The sequence below is a fragment of the Enterobacter sp. EC_50 genome, from assembly GCF_019584525.1.
Taxonomy (GTDB): Bacteria; Pseudomonadota; Gammaproteobacteria; order Enterobacterales; family Enterobacteriaceae; genus Enterobacter; species Enterobacter roggenkampii.
The window spans coordinates 61,195-75,884 of record NZ_VDAF01000020.1 but is presented as its reverse complement, the minus strand read 5'-3'; the positions used below and the strand labels follow the sequence as shown (position 1 = coordinate 75,884).

14 protein-coding genes are annotated in these 14,690 nt (G+C 53.5%); all 14 read left to right on the top strand.

The window, feature by feature from the left end; translation table 11 throughout:
• Positions 1-36: 36 nt before the first annotated feature.
• The 14 genes from mioC (at position 37) to glmS (ending at position 14,544) form a co-directional block, all read left to right on the top strand.
• Positions 37-486, top strand: a complete 450-nt coding sequence (mioC, locus tag FHC48_RS17080; protein ID WP_008500197.1) for an FMN-binding protein MioC — start codon at positions 37-39, stop codon at positions 484-486.
• A gap of 374 nt (positions 487-860) precedes the next feature.
• Positions 861-2,750: a tRNA uridine-5-carboxymethylaminomethyl(34) synthesis enzyme MnmG gene (gene mnmG, locus FHC48_RS17075; protein WP_008500196.1), complete on the top strand. Its 1,890-nt coding sequence runs from the start codon at positions 861-863 to the stop codon at positions 2,748-2,750.
• Between the two features lie 107 nt (positions 2,751-2,857).
• A complete protein-coding gene (gene rsmG, locus FHC48_RS17070) occupies positions 2,858-3,481 on the top strand; it encodes a 16S rRNA (guanine(527)-N(7))-methyltransferase RsmG (protein ID WP_008500195.1) in 624 nt (207 codons plus the stop codon).
• Between the two features lie 616 nt (positions 3,482-4,097).
• On the top strand, positions 4,098-4,478 hold the full coding sequence (gene atpI / locus FHC48_RS17065; protein ID WP_008500194.1) for a F0F1 ATP synthase subunit I: 381 nt from the start codon (positions 4,098-4,100) through the stop codon (positions 4,476-4,478).
• An 8-nt stretch (positions 4,479-4,486) separates the two neighbouring features.
• Complete coding sequence (atpB, locus tag FHC48_RS17060) at positions 4,487-5,302, top strand: F0F1 ATP synthase subunit A (protein WP_008500193.1); 816 nt, start codon at positions 4,487-4,489, stop codon at positions 5,300-5,302.
• Between the two features lie 49 nt (positions 5,303-5,351).
• Entirely contained in the window at positions 5,352-5,591 is a 240-nt protein-coding gene (atpE, locus tag FHC48_RS17055; protein ID WP_000429386.1) for a F0F1 ATP synthase subunit C, read from the top strand.
• A 48-nt stretch (positions 5,592-5,639) separates the two neighbouring features.
• On the top strand, positions 5,640-6,110 hold the full coding sequence (gene atpF / locus FHC48_RS17050; RefSeq protein WP_003862370.1) for a F0F1 ATP synthase subunit B: 471 nt from the start codon (positions 5,640-5,642) through the stop codon (positions 6,108-6,110).
• A gap of 14 nt (positions 6,111-6,124) precedes the next feature.
• Entirely contained in the window at positions 6,125-6,658 is a 534-nt protein-coding gene (gene atpH, locus FHC48_RS17045; protein WP_008500192.1) for a F0F1 ATP synthase subunit delta, read from the top strand.
• 12 nt (positions 6,659-6,670) lie between these two features.
• Entirely contained in the window at positions 6,671-8,212 is a 1,542-nt protein-coding gene (atpA, locus tag FHC48_RS17040; RefSeq protein WP_003862367.1) for a F0F1 ATP synthase subunit alpha, read from the top strand.
• 51 nt (positions 8,213-8,263) lie between these two features.
• Entirely contained in the window at positions 8,264-9,127 is an 864-nt protein-coding gene (gene atpG / locus FHC48_RS17035; protein ID WP_008500191.1) for a F0F1 ATP synthase subunit gamma, read from the top strand.
• A 31-nt stretch (positions 9,128-9,158) separates the two neighbouring features.
• On the top strand, positions 9,159-10,541 hold the full coding sequence (gene atpD, locus FHC48_RS17030; protein WP_003862362.1) for a F0F1 ATP synthase subunit beta: 1,383 nt from the start codon (positions 9,159-9,161) through the stop codon (positions 10,539-10,541).
• Between the two features lie 20 nt (positions 10,542-10,561).
• The gene (locus FHC48_RS17025) at positions 10,562-10,981 is read left to right on the top strand and encodes a F0F1 ATP synthase subunit epsilon (RefSeq protein ID WP_006177560.1); all 420 of its coding nucleotides are present in this window, start codon (positions 10,562-10,564) and stop codon (positions 10,979-10,981) included.
• 137 nt (positions 10,982-11,118) lie between these two features.
• Positions 11,119-12,489 carry a bifunctional UDP-N-acetylglucosamine diphosphorylase/glucosamine-1-phosphate N-acetyltransferase GlmU gene (gene glmU / locus FHC48_RS17020; RefSeq protein ID WP_059363311.1) on the top strand — a complete coding sequence of 457 codons (1,371 nt, stop codon included), beginning with the start codon at positions 11,119-11,121 and terminating at the stop codon, positions 12,487-12,489.
• 225 nt (positions 12,490-12,714) lie between these two features.
• On the top strand, positions 12,715-14,544 hold the full coding sequence (gene glmS, locus FHC48_RS17015) for a glutamine--fructose-6-phosphate transaminase (isomerizing) (protein ID WP_059363314.1): 1,830 nt from the start codon (positions 12,715-12,717) through the stop codon (positions 14,542-14,544).
• The last annotated feature ends 146 nt before the right edge of the window (positions 14,545-14,690 follow it).

The following is a 14,690-nucleotide window of genomic DNA, read 5'->3' as shown; positions in this document are numbered from 1 at the left end:
GTACAATGGCCGTCTCTTTATCTGGGCGAGCGATCAATGGCGGACATTACCCTTATCAGCGGCAGCACCCTTGGCGGTGCGGAATACGTAGCGGAACATCTGGCTGAAAAGCTGGAAGAGGCGGGCTTTTCTACGGAAACCCTGCACGGCCCGTTGCTGGAAGATCTCCCGACTGACGGGGTCTGGCTGCTGATCACCTCCACGCACGGCGCGGGCGATCTGCCGGACAACCTGCAACCTTTATATGACGAACTGCTGGAACAGCAGCCCGACCTGTCAAACGTCCGTTTTGGCGCAGTGGGGATCGGCAGTCGTGAATATGACACCTTTTGCGGGGCAATAGAGAAAGTCGAAGCCGCTGTGACCTCCTGCGGAGCAAAACAGCTGGGTGAAACGCTCAAGATCAACATCCTCGATCATGACATTCCGGAGGATCCAGCCGAGATCTGGCTCGCGGAATGGAAAAATTTACTCAAAAACGATTAAAGATCGCGCGAACAGATGTGGATAACTCTGGTTAAAAGCTCGTATTAACCCGTAGTTATCCAAAGAACAACCGTAGCGCCGTTTTTGGCCTGTGTATAAAGTCGCGATCTGATCCCAGCTTATACGGCCCAGGATCACCGATCATTCACAGCAAACGATCCTTTCTAACTGCATGATCTTCTTTATGAGATCGGACTTATCCACACGGGTTCGCGATCCTAATAAGAGATCACAATAGAACAGATCTCTAAATAAAAAGATCTTCTTTTTAATAGCCCAGGATCCCAATGCTTTCTCGAAAGACTAAAGTTGAGTAGAATCCACGGCCCGGGCTTCAATCCATTTTCTTACCGCTTTACGCGAGGCAGACCACCATGTTTTATCAGGATCCTTTTGACGTCATCATCATTGGCGGGGGTCACGCAGGCACTGAGGCCGCAATGGCCGCAGCGCGAATGGGTCAGCAGACCCTGCTTTTGACACACAATATCGACACGCTGGGACAAATGTCCTGTAATCCGGCGATTGGCGGCATTGGGAAAGGACACCTGGTAAAAGAAGTGGATGCACTTGGCGGCCTGATGGCGAAGGCGATCGATCACGCAGGCATTCAGTTTAGGATACTAAACGCCAGTAAAGGCCCCGCTGTGCGTGCGACCCGTGCTCAGGCAGACCGCGTACTTTATCGCCAGGCGGTACGTACCGCGCTGGAGAATCAGCCGAACCTGATGATCTTCCAGCAGGCGGTTGAAGATCTTATCGTTGAGAACGATCGCGTCGTAGGCGCCGTGACCCAGATGGGCCTCAAATTCCGCGCCAAAGCCGTGGTGTTGACCGTGGGTACCTTCCTTGACGGTAAAATTCATATTGGTCTGGATAACTACAGCGGCGGCCGTGCTGGCGATCCGCCGTCTATCCCATTGTCTCGCCGTCTGCGCGAGCTGCCGCTGCGCGTCAGCCGCCTGAAAACCGGCACGCCGCCGCGTATTGATGCGCGCACCATTGATTTCAGCGTGCTGGCGCAACAGCACGGTGATAACCCAATGCCGGTCTTCTCGTTTATGGGCAATGCGGCACAGCATCCGCAGCAGGTGCCGTGCTACATCACGCACACCAACGAGAAAACCCATGATGTGATCCGCAATAACCTCGATCGCAGCCCGATGTACGCCGGCGTGATCGAAGGGATCGGTCCACGCTACTGCCCGTCGATCGAAGACAAAGTGATGCGCTTTGCCGATCGCAACCAGCACCAGATCTTCCTGGAGCCGGAAGGGTTGACCTCAAACGAAATTTACCCGAACGGCATCTCCACCAGCCTGCCGTTCGACGTACAGATGCAAATTGTTCGCTCAATGCAGGGTATGGAGAACGCAAAAATCGTTCGCCCTGGCTACGCTATTGAGTACGATTTCTTCGATCCGCGTGACCTGAAGCCGACCCTGGAGAGCAAATTCATCCACGGTCTGTTCTTCGCGGGTCAGATTAACGGCACCACCGGCTACGAAGAAGCGGCTGCACAGGGCCTGCTTGCCGGTCTGAACGCCGCGCGCTTCTCTGCTGAGAAAGAGGGCTGGGCTCCGGCGCGTTCTCAGGCTTATCTGGGCGTGCTGGTTGACGATCTCTGCACGCTGGGTACCAAAGAACCGTACCGTATGTTTACCTCTCGCGCGGAATATCGCCTGATGCTGCGTGAAGATAACGCCGACCTGCGTCTGACCGAAATGGGCCGCGAGCTGGGTCTGGTCGATGACGAACGCTGGGCGCGCTTCAACGAGAAGCTGGAGCGCATTGAGCAGGAACGTCAGCGTCTGAAAACCACATGGGTGAATCCGCAGGCGGAAACCGCTGCTGAAGTGAACGCTCACTTAACCGCGCCGCTGTCGCGCGAAGCCAGCGGTGAAGATCTGCTGCGCCGTCCAGAAGTCACCTACGAGAACCTGGTCAAACTGACCGCGTTCGCGCCGGGCCTGGAAGACGCTGAAGCGGCAGAGCAGGTCGAGATCCAGGTGAAGTACGAAGGTTACATCGCCCGTCAGCAGGATGAGATCGAAAAACAGCAGCGTAACGAAAACACGCTGCTGCCGGAAATGCTGGACTACCGCCAGGTGACGGGCCTTTCCAACGAAGTGATCGCCAAGCTGAACGATCACAAACCGGTGTCGATCGGTCAGGCATCCCGCATCTCGGGCGTGACCCCGGCGGCGATTTCGATCCTGCTGGTGTGGCTGAAAAAGCAGGGCATGTTGCGCCGTAGCGCGTAATTGACATTGCTTTTGGCGGGTGGCGCTTCGCTGACCCGCCCTACTTATTCGTAGGCCCGGTAAGCGGCAGCGCTACCGGGCAAAAAAACTCTCAACAGGTATTCACCGTGCTCAACAAACTCTCTCGTCTGCTGGATCAGGCAGGTATTTCGCTCACCGATCACCAGAAAAATCAGCTGGTGGCCTATGTCGATATGCTGAACAAATGGAACAAAGCGTACAACCTGACGTCTGTTCGCGACCCCAACGAGATGCTCGTTCGCCACATTCTCGACAGCATCGTGGTTGCTCCCTGGCTGAAAGGTGAACGCTTTATCGACGTGGGGACAGGCCCTGGTCTGCCGGGTATTCCGCTGTCGATTGTTCGCCCTGAGAGCCATTTCACGCTGCTGGACAGCCTTGGCAAACGCGTGCGCTTTTTACGCCAGGTACAGCATGAGTTGAAGCTTGAAAACATCACGCCCGTGCAGAGCAGGGTAGAGGAGTTCCCGGCAGAGCCGCCGTTTGACGGGGTTATCAGCCGCGCATTTGCGTCGCTCAACGATATGGTGAGCTGGTGCAAGCACTTACCTGCGGAGAATGGCCGCTTTTATGCGCTGAAAGGGCAGTTGCCAGGCGATGAGATTGAACAGCTTCCGGACGGTTTTGCTGTCGAGTCTATTGAGAAATTACAGATTCCTCAGCTCGAAGGCGAACGTCACCTGGTGATAATTAAGCCAAACAATTTTTAAAAAATTAATAAAAAATGTGGAATTCGTGCTGTTCTTATCATGTTAAAAAACAGCACAACTACCGGGGATTTACCGAGGAGCTTTTAACCTCTACTTCACTAAGGTTTTTCTTCCGGTTAACGAAGCAATCGTTATTCACCGAGAAGATAGTCATCTTTGAAAATATAAGTCTGCTAAAAGTGGAAGGCAGTAACCAGAACGCAATGTTAATTATTTATTAAGAATGTCAATAAAAGGTTTTTATTGTGTACTGGGCTGTTTTGAAAATAGTTGCGACATTTTGCGTTTAATTTCATAAAGATAAATTTCTGCGATTTGCGCCTTTGATAAATACAACCTTATCGCAAATGTGTGTTTTGTGATCTCGTGCACGCTTTATCGACAACGTTTTCGCGCTGTTTGCAGTTTTGGTCGAAGGTTGACGCTTTCAGCGAAAGTTAAAAAATAGCGGTGGGGAAAAATATTTAAACATTTATTCACCTTTTCGCTACTTAATGTTTGAAATCACGGGTGCGCACCGTATAATTTGACCGCTTTTTGATGCTTGACTCTGAGCCTTAAAGGACGTTTTATACGACACGCGGCATACCTCGAAGGGAGCAGGAGTAAAAACGTGATGTCTGTGTCGCTCTTGAGTAGAAACGTTGCTCGTAAGCTTCTGTTCATTCAGTTTCTGGCTGTGATAGCAAGTGGACTGCTGTTTAGCCTCAAAGACCCCTTCTGGGGCATCTCCGCCGTGTGCGGGGGTTTGGCGGTTGTGCTGCCAAACGTGTTGTTTATGATTTTTGCCTGGCGTCATCAGGCGCATACACCTGCCAAAGGCCGCGTGGCCTGGTCCTTCGCCCTCGGCGAAGTGTGTAAGGTGTTGCTGACCTTTGCTCTACTGGTGATGGCGCTGGCGGTTTTGAAAGTGGTCTTCATGCCGCTGATAGCAACGTGGGTTTTGGTGCTGGTGGTACAAGTTCTGGCTCCAGCTGTAATCAATAACAAAGGGTAAAAGGCATCATGGCTTCAGAAAATATGACGCCGCAGGATTACATAGGTCACCATCTGAATAACCTTCAGCTGGACCTGCGTACATTCTCGCTGGTGGATCCACATAACCCCCCGGCCACCTTCTGGACGATCAACATCGACTCCATGTTCTTCTCGGTGGTTTTGGGTCTTCTGTTCCTGGCCATGTTCCGCGGTGTTGCTAAACGAGCGACCAGCGGTGTACCAGGGAAATTCCAGACCTTCATCGAAATGATCATCGGCTTCGTCCATGGCAGCGTCAAAGACATGTACCATGGCAAGAGCAAGCTGATTGCTCCGCTGGCGCTGACCGTGTTCGTTTGGGTCTTCCTGATGAACCTGATGGACCTGCTGCCAATCGATCTGCTGCCGTTTATTGGCGAGCACATCTTCGGCCTGCCTGCACTGCGTGTTGTACCGTCTGCGGACGTGAACATCACCCTGTCGATGGCGCTGGGCGTGTTTATCCTGATTCTTTTCTACAGCATCAAAATGAAAGGCGTAAGCGGCTTTGTGAAAGAGCTTACCTTGCAGCCGTTCAACCACTGGGCGTTTATTCCGGTCAACCTGATCCTGGAAGGCGTTAGCCTGCTGTCCAAACCTGTTTCACTGGGTCTGCGACTGTTCGGCAACATGTATGCGGGTGAGCTGATTTTCATTCTGATCGCGGGTCTTCTGCCGTGGTGGTCACAGTGGGTTCTGAATGTGCCGTGGGCCATTTTCCACATCCTGATCATTACGCTGCAAGCCTTTATCTTCATGGTTCTGACGATCGTCTATCTGTCGATGGCGTCTGAAGAGCACTGATTTTTTACCAACACTACTACGTTTTAATTGAAACAAACTGGAGACTGTCATGGAAAACCTGAATATGGATCTGCTGTACATGGCTGCCGCTGTGATGATGGGTCTGGCGGCTATCGGTGCTGCGATCGGTATCGGCATCCTCGGGGGCAAATTCCTGGAAGGCGCTGCGCGTCAACCTGATCTGATTCCTCTGCTGCGTACTCAGTTCTTTATCGTTATGGGGCTGGTGGATGCTATCCCAATGATCGCTGTAGGTCTGGGTCTGTACGTGATGTTTGCTGTCGCGTAGTAGTAGTTTTAAAACCCTAAGCCACAGATATTAAAGAGGTATTGTGCTGTGAACATGAACGCAACAATCCTCGGCCAGGCCATCGCGTTTATTCTCTTTGTCTGGTTCTGCATGAAGTATGTATGGCCGCCTTTAATGGCAGCCATCGAAAAACGTCAGAAAGAAATTGCTGACGGTCTGGCTTCTGCAGAACGCGCTAAGAAAGATTTGGACCTTGCACAGGCCAACGCGACAGACCAGCTGAAAAAAGCGAAAGCGGAAGCTCAGGTTATCATCGAACAGGCTAACAAACGCCGTTCGCAGATCCTGGACGAAGCGAAAGCTGAAGCAGAACAGGAACGTACTAAGATCGTGACACAGGCTCAGGCTGAAATTGAAGCTGAGCGTAAACGTGCTCGTGAAGAACTGCGTAAGCAGGTTGCGATTCTGGCTGTTGCTGGCGCCGAGAAGATCATCGAACGTTCCGTGGATGAAGCTGCTAACAGCGACATCGTGGACAAACTTGTCGCTGAACTGTAAGGAGGGAGGGGCTGATGTCTGAATTTGTTACGGTAGCTCGCCCCTACGCCAAAGCAGCTTTTGACTTTGCTATCGAACACCAAAATGTCGATCGCTGGCAGAATATGCTGGCGTTTGCCGCTGAGGTGACGAAAAACGAACAAATGGCCGAGTTGCTTTCCGGTGCGTTAGCACCTGAAACCCTCGCCGCGTCGTTTATCGCCGTGTGCGGAGAGCAACTGGATGCCAACGGCCAGAACCTGATTAAGGTGATGGCAGAAAATGGTCGTCTCCGTGTGCTCCCGGATGTTCTCGAGCAGTTTGAGCACTTACGTGCCCTTAGTGAAGCTACCGCTGAAGTCGAAGTGACTTCTGCGACTGAACTGAGTGACGAACAGCTTGCGAAAATTACCGCCGCGATGGAAAAACGTCTGTCACGCAAAGTTAAGCTGAATTGCAAAATCGATAAGTCTGTAATGGCAGGCGTAATCATCCGTTCGGGTGATATGGTCATTGATGGCAGCGTACGCGGCCGTCTTGAGCGCCTTGCAGACGTCTTGCAGTCTTAAGGGGACTGGAGCATGCAACTGAATTCCACCGAAATCAGCGAACTGATCAAGCAGCGCATTGCTCAGTTCAATGTTGTGAGTGAAGCTCACAACGAAGGTACTATTGTTTCTGTAAGTGACGGTGTTATCCGCATCCACGGCCTGGCCGATTGTATGCAGGGTGAGATGATTTCCCTCCCGGGTAACCGTTACGCTATCGCACTGAACCTGGAGCGCGACTCCGTTGGTGCAGTTGTGATGGGTCCATATGCTGACCTCGCCGAAGGCATGAAGGTTAAGTGTACTGGCCGTATTCTGGAAGTACCGGTTGGCCGTGGCCTGCTGGGTCGCGTTGTTAACACCCTGGGTGCGCCAATCGACGGTAAAGGTCCGGTTGAGCACGATGGCTTCTCCCCAATCGAAGTTATCGCACCAGGCGTTATCGACCGTCAGTCCGTAGATCAGCCTGTTCAGACAGGTTATAAGTCCGTTGACGCCATGATCCCAATCGGTCGTGGTCAGCGTGAACTGATCATCGGTGACCGTCAGACCGGTAAAACCGCGATGGCAATCGACGCCATCATCAACCAGCGTGACTCCGGCATCAAATGTGTGTACGTGGCTATCGGCCAGAAAGCGTCCACCATTTCTAACGTGGTTCGTAAACTGGAAGAGCACGGCGCGCTGTCTAACACCATTGTTGTTGTGGCGACCGCTTCTGAATCTGCTGCACTGCAATACCTGGCACCATACGCCGGTTGTGCAATGGGCGAATACTTCCGTGACCGCGGTGAAGATGCGCTGATCGTATACGATGACCTGTCTAAGCAGGCTGTTGCTTATCGTCAGGTTTCCCTGCTGCTCCGTCGTCCACCTGGACGTGAAGCGTTCCCTGGCGACGTATTCTACCTCCACTCTCGTCTGCTGGAGCGTGCTTCCCGCGTTAACGCGGAATACGTCGAGAACTTCACCAAAGGTGAAGTGAAGGGTAAAACGGGCTCTCTGACCGCGCTGCCGATCATTGAAACCCAGGCGGGTGACGTTTCTGCGTTCGTTCCGACCAACGTAATCTCCATTACCGATGGTCAGATCTTCCTGGAAACCAACCTGTTTAACTCCGGTATTCGTCCGGCGGTTAACCCGGGTATCTCCGTATCCCGTGTGGGTGGTGCTGCTCAGACCAAGATCATCAAGAAACTGTCCGGTGGTATCCGTACCGCGCTGGCACAGTATCGCGAACTGGCTGCGTTCTCTCAGTTCGCATCCGATCTGGACGAAGCAACCCGTAAACAGCTGAGCCACGGTCAGAAAGTGACCGAGCTGCTGAAGCAGAAACAGTACGCACCAATGTCTGTTGCTCAGCAGGGCCTGGTACTGTTCGCGGCTGAACGCGGTTACCTCGAAGATGTGGAACTGGCGAAAATCGGTAGCTTCGAAGCCGCTCTGCTGGCTTACGTCGACCGTGATCACGCTCCGCTGATGCAAGAGATCAACCAGACCGGTGGCTATAACGACGAAATCGAAGGCAAGCTGAAAGCTATCCTCGATTCCTTCAAAGCAACCCAATCCTGGTAATCGTCCGGCGGCTTGTCTCAGGACAAGCCGCCTGGCATTGAGGAGAAGCTCATGGCCGGCGCAAAAGAGATACGTAGTAAGATCGCAAGCGTCCAGAACACGCAAAAGATCACTAAAGCGATGGAGATGGTCGCCGCTTCCAAAATGCGTAAATCGCAGGATCGCATGGCGGCCAGCCGTCCTTATGCAGAAACCATGCGCAAAGTGATTGGTCACCTTGCAAACGGTAATCTGGAATATAAGCACCCTTACCTGGAAGAACGCGACGTTAAGCGCGTGGGCTACCTGGTGGTGTCGACCGACCGTGGTCTGTGTGGCGGCTTGAACATTAACCTGTTCAAAAAACTGCTGGCGGATATGAAAGCATGGTCTGAAAAAGGCGTTCAGTGCGATATCGCAATGATCGGCTCTAAAGGCGTCTCTTTCTTTAACTCCGTTGGTGGCAACATTGTCGCTCAGGTGACCGGTATGGGTGATAACCCGTCCCTGTCCGAACTGATCGGCCCGGTTAAAGTGATGTTGCAGGCCTATGATGAAGGCCGTCTGGACAGACTGTACGTTGTCAGCAACAAATTCATTAACACCATGTCTCAGGTTCCAACGCTCACTCAGATGCTGCCGTTACCGGCATCAGAAGATGACGAGCTGAAGCAAAAAGCCTGGGATTACCTGTATGAACCCGATCCGAAACCGCTGCTGGATACCCTGCTGCGTCGTTACGTTGAATCTCAGGTTTATCAGGGCGTTGTAGAAAACCTGGCCAGCGAGCAGGCCGCACGAATGGTGGCGATGAAAGCCGCGACCGATAATGGCGGCAGCCTGATTAAAGAGCTGCAGTTGGTTTACAACAAAGCTCGTCAGGCCAGCATTACTCAGGAACTCACCGAGATCGTCTCGGGGGCCGCCGCGGTTTAACCAGGTTTACGAATTACGTAGAGGATTCAAGATGGCTACTGGAAAGATTGTCCAGGTAATCGGCGCCGTGGTGGACGTCGAGTTCCCTCAGGACGCCGTACCACGCGTGTACGACGCGCTTGAGGTACAGAATGGTAACGAGAGCCTGGTGCTGGAAGTTCAGCAGCAGCTCGGCGGCGGTATCGTGCGTACCATCGCGATGGGTTCTTCCGACGGTCTGCGTCGTGGTCTGGAAGTAAAAGACCTTGAGCACCCGATCGAAGTCCCGGTAGGTAAAGCAACACTGGGTCGTATCATGAACGTATTGGGTCAGCCAATCGACATGAAAGGCGACATCGGTGAAGAAGAGCGTTGGGCTATCCACCGCGCGGCACCTTCCTACGAAGAGCTGTCCAGCTCTCAGGAACTGCTGGAAACCGGTATCAAAGTTATCGACCTGATGTGTCCGTTTGCGAAGGGCGGTAAAGTGGGTCTGTTCGGTGGTGCGGGTGTAGGTAAAACCGTAAACATGATGGAGCTGATCCGTAACATCGCGATCGAGCACTCCGGTTACTCTGTGTTTGCGGGCGTAGGTGAACGTACTCGTGAGGGTAACGACTTCTACCACGAAATGACCGACTCCAACGTTCTGGACAAAGTATCCCTGGTTTACGGCCAGATGAACGAGCCACCTGGAAACCGTCTGCGCGTTGCGCTGACCGGCCTGACGATGGCTGAGAAGTTCCGTGACGAAGGCCGTGACGTTCTGCTGTTCGTTGATAACATCTATCGTTACACCCTGGCCGGTACTGAAGTATCTGCACTGCTGGGTCGTATGCCTTCAGCGGTAGGTTATCAGCCAACGCTGGCGGAAGAGATGGGTGTTCTTCAGGAACGTATCACCTCTACCAAAACCGGTTCTATCACCTCCGTTCAGGCGGTATACGTACCTGCGGATGACTTGACTGACCCATCACCAGCCACCACCTTTGCGCACTTAGATGCAACCGTGGTACTGAGCCGTCAGATCGCGTCTCTGGGTATCTACCCAGCCGTTGACCCGCTGGACTCCACCAGCCGTCAGCTGGATCCACTGGTTGTTGGTCAGGAACACTACGACACCGCGCGTGGCGTACAGTCCCTGCTGCAGCGTTACCAGGAACTGAAAGACATCATCGCCATCCTGGGTATGGATGAACTGTCTGAAGAAGACAAACTGGTGGTAGCACGTGCGCGTAAGATCCAGCGCTTCCTGTCCCAGCCGTTCTTCGTTGCGGAAGTATTCACCGGTTCTCCGGGTAAATACGTTTCCCTGAAAGACACCATCCGTGGCTTTAAAGGCATCATGGAAGGCGAATACGATCACCTGCCAGAGCAGGCGTTCTACATGGTTGGTTCCATCGAAGAAGCTGTGGAAAAAGCCAAAAAACTTTAACGCCTTAATCGGAGGGTGATATGGCAATGACTTACCACCTGGACGTCGTCAGCGCAGAGCAACAAATGTTCTCTGGTCTGGTCGAGAAAATCCAGGTAACGGGTAGTGAAGGTGAGCTGGGTATTTTCCCGGGTCACGCACCGCTGCTCACCGCCATTAAGCCTGGTATGATCCGCATCGTTAAACAGTTCGGTCACGAAGAGTTTATCTATCTGTCCGGCGGCATTCTTGAAGTGCAGCCTGGCAGTGTGACCGTTCTGGCCGATACCGCTATTCGTGGCCAGGATCTCGACGAAGCGCGAGCCCTGGAGTCGAAGCGTAAGGCTGAAGAGCACATTAGCAGCTCTCATGGTGACGTGGATTACGCTCAGGCGTCTGCGGAGCTGGCCAAAGCGATCGCCAAACTGCGCGTTATCGAGTTGACCAAAAAAGCGATGTAACACCGGCTTGAAAAGCACAAAAGCCAGTCTGGATACCAGGCTGGCTTTTTTTTCGTCCTTAATTCATGTTGAAAAAGATGTAGAATTTTAAGCATCAAACGTTTTTACTTCTCACTCAAACTACCGTCAGGATGCGTATGTCAAACAGTGCGATGAGCGTGGTGATCCTTGCCGCAGGCAAAGGGACCCGCATGTATTCCGACCTGCCTAAAGTGCTTCACACGCTTGCAGGAAAGCCAATGGTGCAGCACGTCATTGATGCAGCGAATGAATTGGGTGCAAGTCAGGTCCACCTGGTCTACGGCCACGGCGGCGATCTGCTTAAAAAGACGCTGAGCGACGACAAGCTCAACTGGGTGCTTCAGGCCGAGCAGTTGGGTACAGGCCATGCCATGCAGCAGGCAGCGCCCTTCTTTGCGGATGACGAAGACATTTTGATGCTCTACGGCGATGTCCCGCTGATCTCCGTTGAAACGCTGACTCGCCTGCGTGAAGCCAAACCGCAGGGCGGCATCGGTTTATTAACCGTCGTGCTGGACGATCCAACCGGTTATGGCCGTATCACCCGTGAAAACGGCAACGTTACGGGTATTGTTGAGCATAAAGATGCCAGCGAGGCGCAGCGTCAGATTCAGGAGATCAACACCGGTATCCTGATTGCCAATGGTGCGGATATGAAGCGCTGGCTGTCGAAGCTCAATAACAATAACGCCCAGGGTGAATACTACATCACCGACATTATTGCGATGGCATACCTGGAAGGGCGCGAGATTGCGGCGGTCCATCCGGCGCGCATCAGCGAAACCGAAGGGGTGAACAACCGTCTTCAACTCTCCCGTCTTGAGCGCGTTTATCAGTCCGAACAGGCCGAGAAACTCCTTCTGGCTGGCGTGATGCTGCGCGATCCGGCGCGTTTCGATCTGCGTGGAACGTTAGCGCACGGGCGCGACGTTGAAATTGATACTAACGTCATCCTCGAGGGTAACGTGACGCTGGGCAACCGCGTCAAAATTGGCGCTGGCTGCGTGATCAAAAACAGCGTCATTGGTGACGACTGTGAAATCAGCCCGTACAGCGTGGTGGAAAATGCCCGTCTGGATGTGGCCTGTACCATCGGCCCGTTTGCGCGTTTGCGCCCGGGCGCTGAGCTGCTGGAAGGCGCTCACGTGGGCAACTTCGTTGAGATGAAAAAAGCGCGTCTGGGTAAAGGCTCTAAAGCCGGTCATTTAACCTATCTGGGCGACGCGGAAATTGGTGACAACGTCAACATTGGCGCAGGCACAATCACCTGTAACTATGACGGCGCCAATAAGTTTAAAACCATCATCGGTGATGATGTGTTTGTCGGTTCCGACACCCAACTGGTGGCGCCTGTTACCGTGGGTAACGGCGTAACGATTGCCGCCGGGACAACCGTTACGCGCGATATCGCCGATAACGAACTTGTATTAAGCCGTGTGCCGCAGGTGCACAAGCAGGGCTGGAAACGTCCTGTGAAGAAGAAGTAACAACAAGGCGGGTGGCGCTACGCTTACCCGCCCTACGATTGAGTAGGCCTGATAAGGCGTAGCCGTCATCAGGCAAACCCGGGTGAGGAGATAAACATATATCTCCCCCCACAAGCAGTACCCATAAAAATAACCCCACTCTCTACAAGGCTCGGGGCGCCCGGAAAGGGCAAATACAGGTCAGCGACAACGCAGGCATTATGCCTAAATTCGGAATCTAAAATTATGTGTGGAATTGTTGGCGCAGTTGCGCAGCGTGATATTGCTGAAATCCTTCTCGAAGGTTTACGTCGTCTGGAATACCGTGGTTACGACTCTGCCGGTCTGGCTGTTGTCGATGCAGAAGGTCATATGACCCGTCTGCGCCGTCTCGGTAAAGTGCAGATGCTGGCCCAGGCCGCGGAAGAACATCCGCTGCACGGGGGAACCGGTATTGCGCACACCCGCTGGGCGACGCACGGCGAACCGTCTGAAGGCAACGCGCACCCGCATGTGTCTGAACACATCGTGGTCGTGCACAATGGCATTATCGAAAACCACGAACCGCTGCGTGAAGCACTGAAAGCGCGCGGCTACACCTTCGTCTCTGAAACTGACACCGAAGTGATTGCTCACCTGGTGCACTGGGAACTTGAGCAGGGCGGTACGCTGCGTGATGCGGTGCTGCGTGCTATTCCTCAGCTGCGCGGTGCGTACGGTACGGTGATCATGGATTCCCGCGACCCGTCCACGCTGCTGGCCGCGCGTTCCGGTAGCCCGATGGTTATCGGCCTGGGCATGGGTGAAAACTTTATCGCTTCCGATCAGCTGGCACTTCTGCCGGTCACCCGTCGCTTTATCTTCCTCGAAGAGGGGGATATCGCCGAAGTGACTCGCCGTAGCGTGACCGTGTTCGATACCAAAGGCGAGCAGGTGAAACGTCAGGAGATCGAATCGAATCTGCAGTACGACGCGGGCGACAAAGGCGCTTACCGTCACTACATGCAGAAAGAGATTTACGAGCAGCCAAACGCCATCAAAAACACCCTGACCGGGCGCATCAGCCATGGTGAAGTGGATCTGAGCGAGCTGGGCGCAAACGCGAACGAACTGCTCAGCAAGGTTGAGCATATTCAGATCGTGGCCTGCGGCACCTCCTACAACTCCGGTATGGTCTCTCGCTACTGGTTTGAATCTCTGGCGGGCGTGCCGTGCGACGTAGAAATTGCGTCTGAGTTCCGCTATCGCAAATCTGCCGTGCGTCGTAACAGCCTGATGATCACCCTTTCCCAGTCAGGTGAAACGGCAGATACCCTGGCGGCGCTGCGTCTCTCTAAAGAGCTGGGTTATCTGGGTTCTCTGGCCATCTGTAACGTCCCGGGCTCATCGCTGGTGCGTGAATCCGATCTGGCGCTGATGACCAAAGCGGGTACCGAAATCGGCGTGGCCTCCACCAAGGCGTTTACCACTCAGCTGACGGTTCTGCTGATGCTGGTGGCGAAACTGGCGCGTCTGAAAGGTGAAGATGCCTCTGTTGAGCATGACATCGTTCACGGTCTGCAGGCGCTGCCGAGCCGTATTGAGCAGATGCTGTCTCAGGACAAACGCATTGAAGCTCTGGCGGAAGATTTCTCTGACAAACATCACGCCCTGTTCCTGGGCCGTGGCGATCAGTATCCGATTGCGCTGGAAGGCGCGCTGAAGCTGAAAGAGATCTCTTACATTCACGCTGAAGCCTATGCGGCAGGCGAGCTGAAGCACGGTCCGTTGGCGCTGATTGACGCGGATATGCCGGTTATCGTCGTGGCACCGAACAACGAACTGCTGGAAAAACTGAAGTCCAACATCGAAGAAGTCCGCGCCCGTGGCGGCGTGCTGTACGTCTTTGCTGATAAAGATGCCTGTTTCGCCAGCAGCGACAACATGCACATCATCGAGATGCCGCATGTGGAAGAGGTGATTGCGCCGATCTTCTACACCGTGCCGTTGCAGCTGCTGGCCTATCACGTGGCGCTGATCAAAGGCACCGACGTTGACCAGCCGCGTAACCTGGCGAAGTCCGTTACCGTAGAATAATCTCCAGCCTACCCGAGGCTGCCAGTATTCTGGCAGCCTCATAGTCCTCCCCTCAGCGATTACTTCTTTTTATCGCAGCCTGTTTCTTTTTTCATGTTTCCTTACATTATTGCGTCATCTGATTGTCTCGCCGATTTCTGCTTAAA